Below are 16,044 nucleotides of genomic sequence, written 5' to 3'. Positions count from 1 at the left end.
CTTACATCGGCGATAAGTTAAGGAAGAAGCGTTGCAGCCAGCCCATATTTTGCGCTTCGTTGATGTAGCCGTTTCCGACGTACTCAATGCGCGCATCCGCCACCTGTGTGGACGGTACAGTGTTGGTGCCGCTGATAGTGCGAGGGTTAACCACACCGGAGAAGCGAATGAATTCCGTACCCTGGTTAATGGCGATCTGTTTTTCGCCCACCACGTGCAGGTTGCCGTTCACCAGAACCTGGTCAACCGTTACCGTCAGCGTTCCGCTGAAGGTATTGCTGGCGTTCGCGCCACCTTTACCGTTAAAGGTGTTGCCGCCGGAGGCTTCCACATCCGCACGGGCGTTGCCGAACAGCCCTTGCAGATAGCGCGGTACGGTGTCGAAGCCAAAATTGGTTTTGCCGTCGCGGCTGGCGTTCGCCGACGAGCTCTTGCTCGCGCTGACGTTTTCCTGCAACACAATGGTCAGCGTATCGCCGACGTTACGCGGACGACGGTCTTCAAACAGCGGCTGATAACCGTAGTTAATCGGCTGCGCGGTCTGGAAAATAGAGCCGTTCACCACCGGCGAGGGGCCGGGAACGGGTTGGGCGGTAGTCGCACCCTGTACCAATGGTTTAGACGGGATCCAGGCACACCCGCTGAGGGTGACAGCCAGAACAGTCAGGATCGGATAACGAAACGCCGCGTTTTTTTGCATTGCCTTCATCTTCGAAAACAGGGAGCCGGTGCGACGTTTACCGCACCGGGCTACACCTTAGAGTTGCGTCAGTTTTTGCAGCATCTGGTCGGTCGTCGACACTGCTTTACTGTTAATTTCATAGGCGCGCTGGACCTGGATCATATTCACCAGCTCTTCCGCCACGTTAACGTTCGAGGTTTCCACATACCCCTGGTACAGCAGCCCCGCACCGTTCAGGCCGGGGGTACTTTCATTTGGCGTGCCGGAAGACTGCGTTTCGGTGTAGAGGTTCTCACCGATACTTTCCAGTCCGGTATCGTTCATGAAGGTCGTCAGGTTGAGCTGACCAACCTGGACCGGCGCGGCCTGACCTTGCTGAGTGACACTGACGATACCGTCACGGCCAATGGTGATGCTCAGCGCGTTCGCCGGGATGGTGATCGCAGGCTGAACCTGGAAGCCGCCCGCCGTCACCAGCTGACCATTCTGATCCACCTGGAACGAACCATCGCGGGTATAGGCGGAGGTCCCGTCAGGCAGTTGCACCTGGAAGAAACCCTGACCTTTGATGGCAACGTCTTTGCTGTTGTTGGTCTGGGACAGGTTGCCCTGGCTGTGCAGACGCTCGGTGGCGACAGGGCGTACGCCGGTACCAATTTGCAGACCGGACGGCAGCGTGGTTTGCTCAGAAGACTGCGCCCCTGGCTGACGAATCGTTTGATAAAGCAAATCTTCGAAAACCGCACGCTGGCGCTTGAAACCATTGGTGCTGACGTTTGCCAGGTTGTTGGCAATTACATCCATATTGGTTTGCTGTGCGTCCAGACCGGTTTTCGCGATCCATAAAGAACTGATCATAGGGAGTCCTGTTAACTCATAGCCAGAAGTTGGTTAGCCTTGCCTGCGTTTTCATCGACGCTGCTGATGATTTTCATCTGCATTTCGAAGCGGCGGGCGCTGGCGATCATGTCGGTCATGGCTTCGACCGGTTTGACGTTACTGCCTTCCAGCACGCCGGACATCACGCGGATGGTCGGGTCGGCCTGTAACGTGGCGCCACGCGTGGCCTGCGCAGCCTGGGTCAGACGGAACATTCCGTCATCACCACGCTGCACTTCATTGCCTTCCGCTTTCACCAGCTTCAGACGACCGACAGGCGCAACGGTGTTCGCCGGGTCGCCCGGATTCAATGCCGAGATCGTCCCGTCTGCCGCAATGGTCAACTCTGACCCTTCCGGCACCGTCAGCGGACCGGCTTCGCCCATCACCGGATGCCCCTGAATCGTCAACTGTCCGGTGGCGCTCACCTGAATGTTACCGTTGCGGGTATACCCTTCTGCGCCGTCAGCCGTTTGCACCGCCAGCCAGCCGTCCTGCTGAAGGGCAACGTCCAGCGGACGCGCGGTGTAATCCATCTGGCCTGGCGTCATGTCGGCGCCCGGCGTGGAGGCGGTGACCAGCGTACGCGTGGGCAATGACAGCCCTTCTACCGGCACCGCACGCAGTGCGTTGAGCTGTGCACGAAAACCAGGCGTGGAGGCGTTCGCCAGGTTGCTGGCGGTAACAGCCTGCTGATTGAGCGTCTGGCTTGCTGCGCCCATCGCTGTATATATTGCGTGATCCATTGCGCTTTCCCGTCAGCTGCTTAACGCAGGTTAACCAGCGTGTTGAGGATCTGATCCTGGGTTTTGATGGTCTGCGCGTTGGACTGGTAGTTACGTTGCGCGACAATCATGTTCACCAGCTCTTTACTCAGATCGACGTTGGAGGCTTCAAGCGCGCCGTTGGTCAGCGTGCCGAAGTTACCGGAACCCGCGGTTCCCAGCAGGGCAACACCGGAAGACTGCGTGGCGGACCAGACGTTATCCCCTTCGGACTTCAGGCCTTCGTTGTTGGCAAAGTTAGCCAGCACGATCTGGCCCAGCACCTGGGTCTGTTCGTTGGAGTAGTTACCGACAACGGTGCCGTCATCGTTGATCTGGTAGCTCACCAGATCGCCCGGCTTATAACCGTTCTGGCTCGTCGCCACGATGTTGTTCGCACCGGTGTTCTGCTGCATGGAGTTCGCGAAACTCATTTTGAAGGTTGCCGCCGTTGCACCAGTGATCTCCCCGGTCTCGATATCGACTTCCCCACCGTCGGTCAACACACCGCTCTCATTAAAGACCAATGTGGTTGCCAGTTTCGCTGCATCTCCCGCTACGCTGCCGTCCTGTGAATACACCTTCCAGGAGTTAGCTGGAGTAGCGTCTTTGACATAGAACAGGTTCATGTTGTGCGCATTACCCTGGCTGTCAAACACCGTTACGGTGCCTTTCTTGTTGTAAGAGTCAGGGTTGGCCGGGTCGAATGCGACGGTTGGCGCGGTATCGGTGGAGTTCAGGTTGATCTGCTGAGAGGCCGTGGTGGTGGACTTCGCCGCCATCAGCGTCGTTGGGATGGTGATCGCCTGCGGATTCGCACCGGTTTGCACCGTCGGCGGCGTGCCGGCAACCGGATAACCGGTTAACTGTAGCCCCTGCATGTTCACCAGGTTACGGTTTTCATCCAGCTTGAACTGGCCGTTGCGGCTGTAGAACACGGAACCGTTGGCATCCACCATACGGAAGAAACCGTTCTGGCTGATGGCGACATCCAGACCACGACCGGTGTTGGTGGTCGTCCCGTCAGTGAAGTCCTGGGTGATACCCGCAACCTTCACGCCCAGGCCCACTTTAGAGCCTGCAAACATATCTGCAAAAGATGCAGAACCGGATTTAAAACCATAGGTCGCGGAGTTGGCGATGTTGTTGCCAATGACGTCCAGGTTGGTGGCCGCAGCATTCAGGCCGCTGACCGCTTGAGAAAAGGCCATGACTTACTCCTGATAAGTATGAAGGCTTAGATAATCTGCCGAACTTCGTCGAGTGTGGTGGTACCGGAGGTACCCAAATCCAGTTTGTTGCCATCGCTACCTTTGATGACGCCCTGAACCAGGGCAAACTGTAGCGGCTGAGCCACCAGCTGCGTGGTGCCGTTGCTGGCGCTAATCGCAACCTGATACGAGCCGTTAGGCGCTTTAGTGCCGTCGGTCAGGCTGCCATCCCAGGTAAAGGTATGAACGCCCGCTTTAAGCTCGCCAATCTCAATCGTGCGCACCACGTTGCCGCTGGCGTCTTTGATGGTGGCGGTGACTTTGTCGGCCGGTTGCTGCAACTCAACGCCAAACGGCGTCGTGGTGGTGGTGGACGTGCCATCGGTGGTGCTGGTGCCCGCCAGAATCGTGGTCCCCGGGATCATCACCCCGTGACCGATCAGGTTGGCGGCCTGCAAGGACTGGCTGTTATCGATTTGACCGGAGACCGAGCCGAGCGTGGTGTTCAGTTTCTCAATGCCGCTGACGGTACTGATCTGCGCAAGCTGCGTGGTCAGTTCGTTATTCTGCATCGGATTGGTCGGGTCCTGATTTTTCAGCTGTGCCACCAGCAGGGTCAGAAAGCTGCTCTGTAAATCGGAGGCATTGCTTCCGGTGAGAGAGCTGGAACCGGTTGCACTACTGGTGCTGTTGACGCCGGTATTTGTCGGGTCATTCACGTTTACGGCGATGGACATGCGTGTCTCCTTTACTGGCCGAGAGTGAGTGTTTTGAGCATCATGCTCTTCACGGTATTAAGCACTTCGACGTTTGCCTGGTAGCTGCGTGACGCGGACATGGAGTTCACCATCTCCCCGACCACATCCACGTTCGGCATTTTCACGTAGCCGCTGGCATCCGCGAGCGGGTTGCCTGGCTCGTAAACCAGCTTGTCGGGCGCCTGGCTCTCAACCACGTCCGCCACTTTCACGCCGCCCGTTGCCGCACCCGGTGCAGCATCAACCTGGAAGACGACCTGTTTAGCGCGATACGGTTGTCCGTCAGGTCCTGTCACGCTGTCGGCGTTGGCCAGGTTACTGGCTGCCACGTTCAGTCGTTTGGACTGCGCCGTTAATGCCGAACCGGCGATATCAAAAATATTCAGCAAGGCCATTTACTAATTGCCCCCCTGCAGGACGGTCATCATGCCTTTGATTTGCCCGCCGAGTAGCGTCAGGCCTGTCTGGTATTGCAGGCTGTTATCGGCAAACTGTGTGCGTTCCCGGTCCATGTCGACGGTGTTGCCATCAAGCGAGGGCTGATCGGGGACACGATAAAGTAAGTCAGTTGATGGCGCGGTCATCGCCTGAGCGGGAATATGCCGTGAGGATGTCAGGGCAAGTGAGACACCCGTCCCTTCGGCACGTCCACGCTCCATCACTTTTTTGAGTTCACTGGAAAAATCAATATCGCGCGCCTGATACCCGGGGGTGTCCGCGTTGGCGATATTGGCGGCTAAAATTTCCTGCCGCTGGGCGCGTAAGTTGAGCGCTTCCTGCTGAAAACGTAACGCGGCGTCGAGTTTATCGAGCATGTCTCCTCCGCTGATGAGAAAATTTCAGTTCACAGCTTAAATCTCACCCCGTCTCCCCTATCGACGGAATAAGCGCAAAATGCGTCGCTATTTGTTGCGTTGATGGAAAACCACTGCGGGTAGAATTTGCTTAATTCTGGACATGGTGGAACGTGCGATGCGGACTTTTAAACGTGGCCTTGCGGCGACCCTGCTGCTTTTGAGCCCTCTTGTGCAGGCTGAGGGGTTAGAGAACCAGCTCAATGCATTCTTTGCGCAGAAGCTGGCCGGTTTCAGCGATGACGTACGCGTGACCGTACGCACCCCGCCTAACCTTTACCCTTCCTGCGAAGCCCCGTCATTTAGCGTGACCGGCAGCACCCGCTTATGGGGCAACGTGAATGTGCTGGCGCGTTGCGCCAACGAAAAACGTTATTTACAGGTTGCGGTTCAGGCGACAGGCAATTATGTTGTCGCCGCCGTTCCCATTCCCCGGGGCAGCCTGCTGCAACCAGACAGCGTAACGCTGAAGCGAGGCCGTCTGGATCAGCTTCCACCGCGGACGATGCTGGATATTAACCAGGCTCAGGAGGCGGTCAGCCTGCGCGATGTCGCCCCTGGACAGGCGATACAGCTCTCTATGCTGCGCCAGGCGTGGCGGGTGAAGGCGGGACAACAGGTGATGGTGGTCGCCAATGGCGAAGGCTTTAGTATCAACAGTGAAGGAAAAGCGCTGAATAATGCCGCAGTGGCGCAAAATGCCCGGGTCAGAATGTCCTCAGGCCAGGTGGTCAGCGGCACGGTCGGTCCTGATGGGAATATTCTGATTAACCTGTAATCTTTTTAAAGATTTCGCGGCGACTGCCGATAAATATTCAACAAATGATGATGTCAGGCGCAAACGCCGCGAACCCTCGATGAGGACAACACTATGAGCATTGATCGTACATCAGCCCTGAAGCCGGTTAGCACTGTACAACCTCGCGAAACGAATGAGGCTGCCCCGCAAAAAACGCGTCTGGAAAAAACCTCGACGGCTAACAGCACCAGCGTCACGCTGAGCGATGCGCAGTCGAAGCTGATGCAGCCAGGCAGCAGCGATATCAACATGGAACGAGTTGAAGCGCTGAAAACGGCTATCCGTAACGGCGAACTGAAAATGGATACCAGCAAAATCGCTGATGCGCTGATTCAGGACGCACAGAGTTTCCTCCAGAGTAACTAACCGTATGAGTCGACTGTCAGAAATACTGGATCAGATGACGGTGGTCCTGAACGACCTGAAAACGGTGATGGACGCAGAACAGCACCACCTCTCTTCTGGTCAAATCAACGGCAGCGCGTTGCAACGCATTACTGAAGATAAAAGCTCGCTGCTGGCGACCCTGGATTATCTGGAAAAACAGCGACGCGCTGAGCAAGACACGAAACGCAGCGCCAATGATGAGATCAACGAACGCTGGCAGACCATTACAGAAAAAACCCAGCATCTTCGCGATCTCAACCAGCATAACGGCTGGCTGCTGGAAGGTCAGATTATCCGTAATCAGCAGGCGCTTGAGGTGTTAAAGCCCTATAAAGAGCCGGGGCTGTACGGTGCGGATGGTCAAACGGCCACGGCACGTATCACGGGCGGGAAAAAGATTTCGATTTGACGCACTAGCGGCATGTCATGAAGCGGGGAGCACCTTCTGGTGACTCCCCTTTTGGCGTTTATACCGTGCGGCGGGTAAACTCTTTCACCTTGAAGCCAAGCACCGCCAGCGTGGCAAAGTACGCCACCACCCCGACCACCACCACGGCCATCAGACGCATCAGGCGGTAAGGCATGGTGCCCTGCGCCCATTCAGGCATGACATACAACATGCCAACCAGCGCGGCCGCCATCACTACTACCGCGATCGCCAGACGCAGCAAGAAGCTTGCCCAGCCCGGCTGCGGGGTGAAGATATCCTGCTTACGCAGCTGCCAGTACAGCAGCCCGGCGTTGAGACAGGCCGCCAGACCAATCGACAGTGACAGACCCGCGTGTTTCAGCGGACCAATAAACGCCAGGTTCATCAGCTGCGTCATGATCAGCGTCACAATGGCAATCTTAACCGGCGTTTTGATGTCCTGACGTGAATAGAAGCCGGGCGCAAGCACCTTCACGACAATCAGCCCCATCAGCCCCACCGAGTAGGCTACCAGTGCGCGCTGGGTCATGGCGGCATCAAAGGCGGTGAATTTTCCATACTGGAACAACGACACCGTCAGCGGTTTCGCCAGGATCCCCAGCGCCACCGCGCTTGGCAGCGCCAGCAGAAAACAGAGACGCAGACCCCAGTCCATCAGGCGGCAGTATTCATCGTGGTTGCCGCTGGCGAAACTTTTCGACAGCGACGGCAGCAGAATAGTCCCCAGCGCCACGCCCAGCACCCCGGATGGAAACTCCATCAGCCGGTCGGCGTAGTACATCCAGGACACCGAGCCCGACACCAGGAAAGAGGCGAAGATGGTATTGATGATGAGCGAGATCTGGCTGACGGACACGCCGAGTATTGCCGGTCCCATCTGTTTGATAACGCGCATTGCGCCCGCATCTTTGAAATTAATGCGCGGCAGAACCAGCATGCCGATCTTTTTCAGGTGCGGGAGCTGGTAAGCAAGCTGTAACACCCCGCCGACGGTCACGGCCCAGGCCAGCGCCAGCACCGGTGGGTTAAAATGCGGCGCGGCGAACAGCGCAAAGCCAATCATGCTGACGTTGAGGAACGTGGGGGCAAAGGCCGGCACGGAGAAGCGGTTCCAGGTATTCAGGATGGCACCCACCAGCGACGCCAGCGAAATCAGCAGAATATAGGGGAAGGTTATCCGCAGCAGTTGCGTCGTCAGGGCAAATTTATCCGCCGTGTCGGCAAAGCCCGGCGCCGTTACCATGATTACCCAGGGCGCTGCCAGCATCCCCAGTACGGTCACGATCGCCAGCGCCAGCGTCAGTAAACCGGAAACGTACGCCACAAAGACGCGGGTGGCATCTTCGCCCTGCTTGCTTTTATATTCCGCGAGGATCGGGACAAATGCCTGTGAGAAAGCCCCTTCGGCAAAAATACGGCGCAGCAGGTTCGGCAGCTTGAACGCAACGAAAAAGGCGTCAGTCGCCATCCCTGCGCCAAAAACCCTTGCCACAATGGCATCGCGAGCAAAGCCAAGCACGCGGGAAAACATGGTCATCGAGCTGACGGCCGCCAGCGATTTTAATAAGTTCATTAACGTGAAGTTCCACAACCCTACGGATTTCCAGGACGGATAAGCGAAAGCGCCACCCGGCAAAGCCAACAAGCGGCGCTTAGTCTAACCGGATTTCAACGAATTACTATCGGCAGATGTTACAGCGAGTTATTCCGACATCGCTTCGCGCCAGAGTCGTTCCACGATGCGCTGCGCCAGAATGGCCTGCTCCCCGGACGTTTCAGGAACCGTCTGATTCTGCACGCAGGTAATGAAGTGACGCGCGCAGCCCACAAAGCCACGCTGCTCCAGGGTGCTCTGCCAGCCGGGAACGGGTAACGCGAGCACGCCATTGCCCTTCTCTTCCCGCCACTCACGCATATCGGTGACGTCATACAGCGCGCCATCCGTAACGGCCTGCACGGACTCGCGCTGGCTGCCCGCCCGACGATGCATGCTGGTCGTCACCTGTAAATGCTCAACGGCAAAATGATGTTCGGCGTAAACCATTTCACCCTGCTCGTTGGTCAGCAGCGTGCCGCTTTGCAGCTGGGCTTTTCCGTTACTCAGCCAAAGGGCCGTATCCACGACGTGGAGATAATCATCCAGCAGCGTGAACCGCAGATCGTTCGGCCCCACGCTGTCGGTACGGTGCTTATCCATACGCAGAGAGGCAAACGAGCCGGACTGCGCTTTAAGCTGCTGATAGAGCGGCGCAAAACGGCGGTTGAAGCCTACCATCAGCGTCAGCTTTTTACGCGCGGCCAGCTCAATCAGTCGTTCAGCATCCTGCACATTTTCCGCCAGCGGCTTATCAACGCAGACGTGAACGCCTGCGTTCAGCAACTCGCTCACCACCTGGAAGTGCGTCGCGGTTGAGGTATGCACAAATACCGCATCACATTCACGGGCTAAATCCTGGAGTGAGCCAGCATAAGGGATGCGCCAGGTTTTGCAGATGCGCTCTGCTTTCTCGCGGGTGGGCGACCACGCCCCTTGCAGCGTCCAGTCTGACGCGGCGCCTAAAACGGGCAGCCATGCTTTTTGCGCAATCCCGCCCAGCCCCACCACTCCAATGCGTAATGTAGTCACGGTTAATCTCCCAGGTGTGCGAGTAAAGCATCCAGACGCTGCTTCAGCCCGGCAACCTCGTCTTCCAGGGCTGCCACGCGCGCGGTCAGGCTGTCGTTTGATGCTGGCGTGTCGGATTCGACGGCCAGCGTAGAGGACTCCACGTCGCCGCTAAACAGGTGCATGTAGCGGCTTTCACGCTTGCCCGGCTCGCGGGCCAGACGCACCACGTAAGGACCGTCCTCGCGTGAGGCTAATCCCTCCAGCGTCTGTTCAACGTCCTGCATATCCTGAAACTCATGCATGCGGGAGGCGCGTGTGCGCAGTTCACCCGGCGTCTGCGCCCCGCGCAGCAGCAGCGTGGTGATAACCGCCACTTCTGCGGCGCTGAGTTTTAAATCGCCAAATTCGGAATTACAAAAGCGCTGTTCATATTTAGTGACGCGATTACCGAAGCCGCTGACGGTGCGCAGGTAGTGGCGCTTCACCAGCTCATCAAGGATATCCTGCACCTCGTACTCGCCAAGGTTCATCACCGGCTCACGGTTCGTCTTTTGGTTGCAGGCCATCGTGACGGCATTCACGGAAAGAGGATACTGTTCCGGCGTCGTAACCTGCTTTTCCAGCAGGCAGCCAATCACGCGCGCTTCGGCGCCATTTAACTGATATTTCATCTTTTCTCCTTAACGACCCGCGGTCCACTCCTGCGTGGTGAGCGCGGTGAGGACATGGTCCCGCCACTCGCCGTCAATCAGCAGATAATCTTTGGCATAGCCCTCTTTCTCAAACCCCAGGCGGGCCAGCAGATCGCCGCTGCGCTTATTGTGCGGCATGTAGTTCGCCATAATGCGATGGATATGTTGCGTGCGCTGCATGTAGCGAATCGCCGCCGTCAGCGCCTCAAACATGAGCCCCTGCCCCTGCCATTTCTGGCCGATGGAATACCCGAGATAGCAGGCGTGAAACGACCCGCGTACTACGTTTGAAAAATTGGCAATGCCAACGATCTCTTTCTCTTCCGGATCGAGAAGCGCGAAATAAAACGCACTTCCCTGTTTGTGAAATTCCGCAATCATACTGAGGCGCGCCTGCCAGCCAGAGGGGTAGCAATGGCTCTCGTCCCGAACGGGTTCCCAGGGTTTTAAAAACTGGCGATTCTCGGCGTAATAATCCGCCAGACGCCAGGCATCACGCTCATGCACCAGACGAACGACCAGCCTGTCCGTCGTCAGACGCACTTTTGGCACATTACTGCGATAGCCAAACATCGATACCACTCCTTCCCGTCGCTTCTGCTCTGCCTGTTAGCTTTACTATACCTGCGCCTGTGCCTTCTGTGAAAACAGTGACATACCATTTTTATCGCTTTTCACATTTTTCGATGAGAACTCTCTATCAAAGCACCTTTTTGATAAAAAAATATTGTCGCCAGCAGGTATGTGAAAAAGCGCGGCGACACCGCAGAATATTAGCGTGCTCACCTTTTATTTTCCCTGGAGGGAAAATGTCCCGCGTATCACAGGCCAGGAGCCTGGGTAAATATTTCCTGCTCGTCGATAACATGCTGGTCGTGCTCGGCTTTTTTGTCGTTTTTCCACTTATATCGATTCGTTTTGTCGATCAAATGGGCTGGGCGGCGCTAATGGTCGGGATCGCGCTGGGCTTACGCCAGTTTGTACAACAGGGTCTTGGCGTGTTTGGCGGGGCAATAGCCGACCGCTTCGGTGCGAAACCGATGATCGTCACCGGCATGCTGTTACGTGCGGCGGGATTCGCCACGATGGCAATCGCTCATGACCCCTGGCTGCTGTGGTTCTCCTGTTTCCTTTCCGGGATTGGCGGCACCCTTTTCGACCCACCGCGTACCGCGCTGGTGGTTAAGCTTATCCGTCCGCAACACCGGGGTCGTTTCTTCTCAATTTTGATGATGCAGGACAGCGCTGGCGCGGTAGTGGGCGCCCTGCTGGGAAGCTGGCTGCTGCAATACGATTTCCGCCTGGTCTGCGCCACCGGCGCGGTGCTGTTTATTCTCTGCGCGCTGTTTAACGGTCTGTTTCTGCCTGCATGGAAGCTGTCGACGGTAAAAGCGCCGGTGCGGGAAGGGCTTGACCGCGTGCTGAGCGATAAACGCTTCGTCACCTATGTTTTAACGTTGACCGGCTACTACATGCTCGCCGTGCAGGTCATGCTGATGCTGCCGATTATGGTTAACGATATTGCCGGCACGCCGGCGGCGGTAAAATGGATGTATGCCATTGAGGCCTGCCTTTCTCTGACTCTGCTCTATCCGATTGCCCGGTGGAGCGAGCGCCGTTTCCGGCTTGAGCACCGTCTGATGGCCGGGCTGTTGCTGATGACGCTGAGCATGATGCCCATCGGCCTGGTGAGCTCACTCCAGCAGCTGTTTATGCTGATTTGCACCTTCTATATTGGCTCAATCATTGCCGAGCCGGCCCGTGAAACCCTGAGCGCGTCACTTGCCGACGCCCGGGCCCGTGGCAGCTACATGGGCTTCAGCCGTCTCGGACTGGCGCTTGGCGGCGCGCTGGGTTACACCGGTGGCGGCTGGCTGTTTGATGCCGGAAAAGCGCTCCATCAGCCGGAGCTGCCGTGGGTCATGCTCGGTATGGTCGGCTTTATGACGCTGATTGCCCTCTGGTGGCAGTTCAGTGATAAACGCAGCACCCGCGGGATGCTGGAACCTGGCGCCTGACCTTCTGGGGGAGGATATTTACCTCCCTTCACTATCAGTTTTTTCTGCTGGTTTCTCCAGGATCACCCTGACATACTGGCGTATCAGGACAGATGCGCCGATTTTATGTTGAGGAACACCATGAAAAAGATCGTTATTGCCGCTGCGTTAATTGTCAGTGGGCTGCTGGTGGGATGTAACCAGCTTACGCAGTACACCGTCAGTGAGCAGGAAATTAATCAGGCGCTGGAAAAACATAATAACTTTTCAAAAGATATCGGCGTGCCCGGCCTTGCGGATGCACATATCGTCCTGACGAATCTCGCCAGCCAGATTGGGCGCGAGGAGCCTAACAAAGTCACCCTGTCCGGTGATGCCAGCCTCGACATGACCTCGCTCTTCGGCAATCAGAAAGCGGATATCAAACTGAAGCTCAAGGCGCTGCCGGTCTTTAATAAAGAGAAAGGGGCAATTTTCCTGCAAGAGATGGAAATCGTCGATGCGGTCGTCACGCCGGATAAAATGAAACCGGTGCTGCAAACGCTGATGCCTTATCTCAACCAGTCGTTACAGAACTATTTTAACCAGCAGCCCGCCTACGTTCTGAGCGAAGACAAGAGTAAGGGCGAATCTCTGGCGAAAAAATATGCCAAAGGGATAGAGGTGAAACCGGGTGAAATCATCATTCCTTTCACCGACTAAATACTCCGGGCGCTCAGGCGCCCGTTTTTTTTAACGGAATAGTGTGCAAACGAAAACGTTTCCGCTTATGATTTGTGTCCGGCAAAAACAGCCATCTTATGACTGATCCCTTTCAAGCCGGAGCTTCCATGACTGTACAATCCCAGGTTCTCAAAATCCGCCGCCCAGACGACTGGCATATCCATCTTCGTGATGGCGACATGCTGAAAACCGTCGTGCCGTATACCAGCGAAATTTATGGCCGTGCGATTGTTATGCCTAACCTGGTTCCGCCAGTCACCACCGTCGAGGCCGCGATCGCCTATCGCCAGCGTATCCTTGACGCCGTTCCGGCCGGGCACGATTTTACTCCGTTGATGACCTGCTACCTGACGGACTCGCTGGATCCCAATGAGGTTGAGCGCGGATTTAACGAAGGTGTGTTCACCGCCGCGAAGCTCTACCCGGCAAACGCCACCACCAACTCCAGCCATGGGGTGACGAGCATCGACGCCATCATGCCCGTTCTGGAGCGAATGCAAAAACTGGGAATGCCACTGCTGGTGCACGGGGAAGTGACCCACGCTGACATTGATATTTTCGATCGCGAAGCGCGTTTTATCGAAACGGTCATGGAGCCGCTGCGCCAGCGTCTTCCTGGGCTGAAGGTAGTGTTTGAACACATTACGACCAAAGATGCCGCAGAGTATGTCCGGGATGGAAACGAATTGATTGCCGCCACCATCACCCCGCAGCACCTGATGTTTAACCGTAACCACATGCTGGTGGGTGGCGTTCGCCCACATCTGTATTGTCTGCCGATCCTCAAGCGCAATATCCACCAGCAGGCGCTACGTGAGCTGGTCGCCAGCGGCTTCCCGCGCGCGTTCCTCGGCACGGATTCCGCCCCGCATGCCCGTCACCGAAAAGAGGCGAGCTGCGGCTGTGCAGGCTGCTTTAACGCCCCGACCGCCCTGGCAAGTTACGCAACCGTCTTTGACGAGATGAATGCGTTAGGCCATTTCGAAGCCTTCTGCTCCCTTAACGGCCCGCGTTTCTACGGTCTGCCGGTTAATGACACGTTCATTGAGCTGGAGCGCAAAGAAAGCCAGGTTGAAGCGTCGATTGCGCTCACCGACGATACGCTGATCCCCTTCCTGGCCGGTGAAACCGTAAGCTGGACGGTAAAAAGCTAAAAAATTGTCATCCCCCTGTTGTCAAACCGCCAATATAACTGTATAAATAAACAGTATATTACACAGGGGGCATTTATGCGTATTGAAGTCACCATTGCCAAAACCACCGTCCTGCCTGCTGGCGCACTCGACGCTCTGGCGGGTGAGCTATCCCGACGTATTAACAGCACTTTTCCTGAAAACGATGGCGCCATAACGGTACGTTATGCGACAGCAAACCATCTTTCCGTCATTGGCGGCGCGAAAGAAGACAAAGACCGCATCAGCGAAATTTTGCAGGAAACATGGGAAAGCGCCGACGACTGGTTTATCACTGATTAAAATTTGCTCCCTCATTGTGTTTTTTTGCCGGGTCGCCCCGGCTTTTTTTCGTTTCGTCTCCTGAAAGTTCAAAATATTTCAGTATCTTCTTAGAAAATCGTGAACAAGATGACGTTTTATTGTTCGAACAATCCTAAAAAGCAGAAAAATGTGTTGCTACCCGTTTATTTTTCCTGCGGAACCCTTATTAATTGATATACTGAAAAAGCTTTCAGAAAAACATGCATTGAACCTCAAAGTCGTTGTCTTCTAACACGCATTAAGGGGGTTATAATGGAAAAGAATAATGAAGTCATCCAGACCCATCCACTCGTTGGCTGGGATATCAGCACCGTAGACAGCTACGATGCGCTGATGCTGCGTTTGCACTACCAGACCCCGAATCAGCTAAACCGTGACGAAGCGGAAGTTGGACAGACGCTGTGGATTACAACAGACGTCGCCCGTCAGTTTATTTCTATTTTGGAAGCAGGCATCGCAAAAATAGAATCTGGCGACTACCAGGAAAATGAGTATAAACGGCATTGACCTTATGCCCCTTTTCACTCAACAGGCACCCTCGCGGTGCCTTATTTATTTCGCTCTTGTATAAGCCCACATAGTTAATTACTCTGCTAACAAAGCGTTAGTAAAGAGAAGCCTATGAAATACGATTTGATCATTATCGGAAGCGGCTCCGTTGGATCTGCAGCCGGTTATTACGCTACGCAGGCGGGTCTGAATGTGCTGATGATTGACGCCCACCATCCCCCTCATTCTGAAGGAAGCCATCACGGCGATACCCGTCTTATCCGTCACGCTTACGGCGAAGGTGAGCGCTATGTACCGCTGGTGCTTCGGGCTCAGACGCTGTGGGATGAGCTGGCCGCAGTCACCGAAGAACGCATTTTTGAGCGCACCGGGGTTATTAATCTGGGGCCCGCCAACTCCACGTTTCTGGCGAATGTCGAGGAGAGCGCGAAAGCCTACCGTCTGGACGTTGAGCGTCTGGATGCGAACGACATAATGGCGCGCTGGCCGGAAATTTCTGTCCCTGAAGACTACATTGGATTGTTTGAAGCCAATTCCGGGGTACTGCACAGCGAAACGGCCATTAAGACATGGATTGATCTCGCCGCCAAAGCGGGCTGCGCACAGTTGTTTAACTGTCCGGTCACGGGTATCACCCACCATGCCGGGGGTTCAACCGTCACCACGTCTGAAGGTGAATATACCGCCACGCGCCTGCTGGTGAGTGCGGGAACGTGGGTGACGAAACTGCTGCCGGATCTGCCCATCCAGCCGGTACGCAAAGTCTTCTCCTGGTTCCAGTCTGACGGGCGTTACAGCAGCCAGAACAAATTCCCGGCGTTCACGGGCGAGTTACCTAATGGCGACCAGTACTACGGTTTCCCCTCGGAAAAAGACGCGCTCAAGATTGGCAAACATAACGGCGGACAGGTAATTTCCTCTGCGGAAGAACGCAAGCCGTACGGAGCCTATCCGCAGGATGGTTCCGAAGCCTTCACGTTCCTGCGTAATATTCTGCCGGGCGTAGGCGGGTTGCTTTATGGCGCAGCGTGCACCTACGACAATACGCCAGATGAAGACTTCATCATCGACACCTTGCCTGGGCACGACAACACCCTGATCGTAACCGGGCTCAGCGGTCACGGGTTTAAATTTGCCTCTGTGTTAGGTGAAATCGCCGCCCAGTTTGCTCAGGGGATTGCGCCTTCGTTTGATCTCAAACCCTTCGCGCTCTCGCGCTTTAGCCGATAATACCGCTACAGGCTCCGAATAACC

Annotated in this window: 20 protein-coding genes; 9 read left to right on the top strand and 11 right to left on the bottom strand. The window is 55.9% G+C overall.

Annotated features, from left to right (window positions below; translation table 11 throughout):
* Position 1: 1 nt before the first annotated feature.
* From flgH to flgB, 7 genes are read right to left on the bottom strand one after another with little or no spacing between them, the layout of a single operon-like run.
* Positions 2 to 700 (bottom strand): flagellar basal body L-ring protein FlgH, encoded by a 699-nt coding sequence (flgH, locus tag ACQG2Q_RS09140; protein ID WP_023299788.1) that lies wholly within the window; start codon positions 698 to 700, stop codon positions 2 to 4.
* Positions 701 to 757: 57 nt separating this feature from the next.
* Positions 758 to 1,540 carry a flagellar basal-body rod protein FlgG gene (gene flgG / locus ACQG2Q_RS09135; RefSeq protein WP_000625853.1) on the bottom strand — a complete coding sequence of 261 codons (783 nt, stop codon included), beginning with the start codon at positions 1,538 to 1,540 and terminating at the stop codon, positions 758 to 760.
* A gap of 11 nt (positions 1,541 to 1,551) precedes the next feature.
* Positions 1,552 to 2,307 (bottom strand): flagellar basal body rod protein FlgF, encoded by a 756-nt coding sequence (locus tag ACQG2Q_RS09130; protein WP_022647727.1) that lies wholly within the window; start codon positions 2,305 to 2,307, stop codon positions 1,552 to 1,554.
* Between the two features lie 20 nt (positions 2,308 to 2,327).
* The gene (gene flgE, locus ACQG2Q_RS09125) at positions 2,328 to 3,536 is read right to left on the bottom strand and encodes a flagellar hook protein FlgE (RefSeq protein WP_063849337.1); all 1,209 of its coding nucleotides are present in this window, start codon (positions 3,534 to 3,536) and stop codon (positions 2,328 to 2,330) included.
* 26 nt (positions 3,537 to 3,562) lie between these two features.
* Entirely contained in the window at positions 3,563 to 4,273 is a 711-nt protein-coding gene (gene flgD / locus ACQG2Q_RS09120; RefSeq protein WP_003857994.1) for a flagellar hook assembly protein FlgD, read from the bottom strand.
* An 11-nt stretch (positions 4,274 to 4,284) separates the two neighbouring features.
* Positions 4,285 to 4,689, bottom strand: a complete 405-nt coding sequence (flgC, locus tag ACQG2Q_RS09115; RefSeq protein WP_003857997.1) for a flagellar basal body rod protein FlgC — start codon at positions 4,687 to 4,689, stop codon at positions 4,285 to 4,287.
* A 3-nt stretch (positions 4,690 to 4,692) separates the two neighbouring features.
* Entirely contained in the window at positions 4,693 to 5,109 is a 417-nt protein-coding gene (flgB, locus tag ACQG2Q_RS09110) for a flagellar basal body rod protein FlgB (RefSeq protein ID WP_022647724.1), read from the bottom strand.
* A gap of 157 nt (positions 5,110 to 5,266) precedes the next feature.
* Between flgB and flgA the strand changes: the two genes are divergently transcribed.
* The 3 genes from flgA to flgN all read left to right on the top strand — a co-directional run bounded on the left by flgA (position 5,267) and on the right by flgN (position 6,743).
* Positions 5,267 to 5,926, top strand: a complete 660-nt coding sequence (gene flgA, locus ACQG2Q_RS09105) for a flagellar basal body P-ring formation chaperone FlgA (protein WP_022647723.1) — start codon at positions 5,267 to 5,269, stop codon at positions 5,924 to 5,926.
* 93 nt (positions 5,927 to 6,019) lie between these two features.
* A complete protein-coding gene (gene flgM, locus ACQG2Q_RS09100) occupies positions 6,020 to 6,313 on the top strand; it encodes a flagellar biosynthesis anti-sigma factor FlgM (RefSeq protein WP_003858002.1) in 294 nt (97 codons plus the stop codon).
* Between the two features lie 4 nt (positions 6,314 to 6,317).
* The gene (flgN, locus tag ACQG2Q_RS09095) at positions 6,318 to 6,743 is read left to right on the top strand and encodes a flagella biosynthesis chaperone FlgN (protein WP_022647721.1); all 426 of its coding nucleotides are present in this window, start codon (positions 6,318 to 6,320) and stop codon (positions 6,741 to 6,743) included.
* Between the two features lie 58 nt (positions 6,744 to 6,801).
* Here flgN and murJ read toward each other — a convergent pair whose 3' ends face one another.
* The 4 genes from murJ to rimJ form a co-directional block, all read right to left on the bottom strand.
* The gene (gene murJ / locus ACQG2Q_RS09090; protein WP_017384735.1) at positions 6,802 to 8,337 is read right to left on the bottom strand and encodes a murein biosynthesis integral membrane protein MurJ; all 1,536 of its coding nucleotides are present in this window, start codon (positions 8,335 to 8,337) and stop codon (positions 6,802 to 6,804) included.
* 129 nt (positions 8,338 to 8,466) lie between these two features.
* Positions 8,467 to 9,390: a Gfo/Idh/MocA family protein gene (locus ACQG2Q_RS09085; RefSeq protein WP_023305857.1), complete on the bottom strand. Its 924-nt coding sequence runs from the start codon at positions 9,388 to 9,390 to the stop codon at positions 8,467 to 8,469.
* 2 nt (positions 9,391 to 9,392) lie between these two features.
* A complete protein-coding gene (locus tag ACQG2Q_RS09080; RefSeq protein WP_045307934.1) occupies positions 9,393 to 10,043 on the bottom strand; it encodes a YceH family protein in 651 nt (216 codons plus the stop codon).
* A gap of 9 nt (positions 10,044 to 10,052) precedes the next feature.
* A complete protein-coding gene (gene rimJ / locus ACQG2Q_RS09075; RefSeq protein WP_003858007.1) occupies positions 10,053 to 10,637 on the bottom strand; it encodes a ribosomal protein S5-alanine N-acetyltransferase in 585 nt (194 codons plus the stop codon).
* A 236-nt stretch (positions 10,638 to 10,873) separates the two neighbouring features.
* Between rimJ and mdtH the strand changes: the two genes are divergently transcribed.
* From mdtH to solA, 6 genes are all read left to right on the top strand, one after another.
* Positions 10,874 to 12,082 (top strand): multidrug efflux MFS transporter MdtH, encoded by a 1,209-nt coding sequence (gene mdtH / locus ACQG2Q_RS09070; protein ID WP_022647718.1) that lies wholly within the window; start codon positions 10,874 to 10,876, stop codon positions 12,080 to 12,082.
* A gap of 120 nt (positions 12,083 to 12,202) precedes the next feature.
* Positions 12,203 to 12,763, top strand: a complete 561-nt coding sequence (locus ACQG2Q_RS09065) for a lipoprotein (RefSeq protein WP_023305855.1) — start codon at positions 12,203 to 12,205, stop codon at positions 12,761 to 12,763.
* 128 nt (positions 12,764 to 12,891) lie between these two features.
* Positions 12,892 to 13,938, top strand: a complete 1,047-nt coding sequence (gene pyrC, locus ACQG2Q_RS09060; protein ID WP_022647716.1) for a dihydroorotase — start codon at positions 12,892 to 12,894, stop codon at positions 13,936 to 13,938.
* Between the two features lie 75 nt (positions 13,939 to 14,013).
* A complete protein-coding gene (dinI, locus tag ACQG2Q_RS09055; protein ID WP_022647715.1) occupies positions 14,014 to 14,259 on the top strand; it encodes a DNA damage-inducible protein I in 246 nt (81 codons plus the stop codon).
* A gap of 273 nt (positions 14,260 to 14,532) precedes the next feature.
* Positions 14,533 to 14,787 carry a biofilm formation regulator BssS gene (gene bssS, locus ACQG2Q_RS09050; protein ID WP_426759125.1) on the top strand — a complete coding sequence of 85 codons (255 nt, stop codon included), beginning with the start codon at positions 14,533 to 14,535 and terminating at the stop codon, positions 14,785 to 14,787.
* A gap of 114 nt (positions 14,788 to 14,901) precedes the next feature.
* Positions 14,902 to 16,020, top strand: coding sequence for an N-methyl-L-tryptophan oxidase (gene solA, locus ACQG2Q_RS09045; RefSeq protein WP_063849339.1), 1,119 nt, complete (start codon positions 14,902 to 14,904; stop codon positions 16,018 to 16,020).
* Positions 16,021 to 16,044: the final 24 nt, after the last annotated feature.

The organism is Enterobacter cloacae complex sp. 370H10, assembly GCF_050031535.1.
GTDB lineage: Bacteria > Pseudomonadota > Gammaproteobacteria > Enterobacterales > Enterobacteriaceae > Enterobacter > Enterobacter intestinihominis.
The sequence above is the reverse complement of the archived record's forward strand: the minus strand, read 5'-3'. Positions and strand labels throughout refer to the sequence as shown.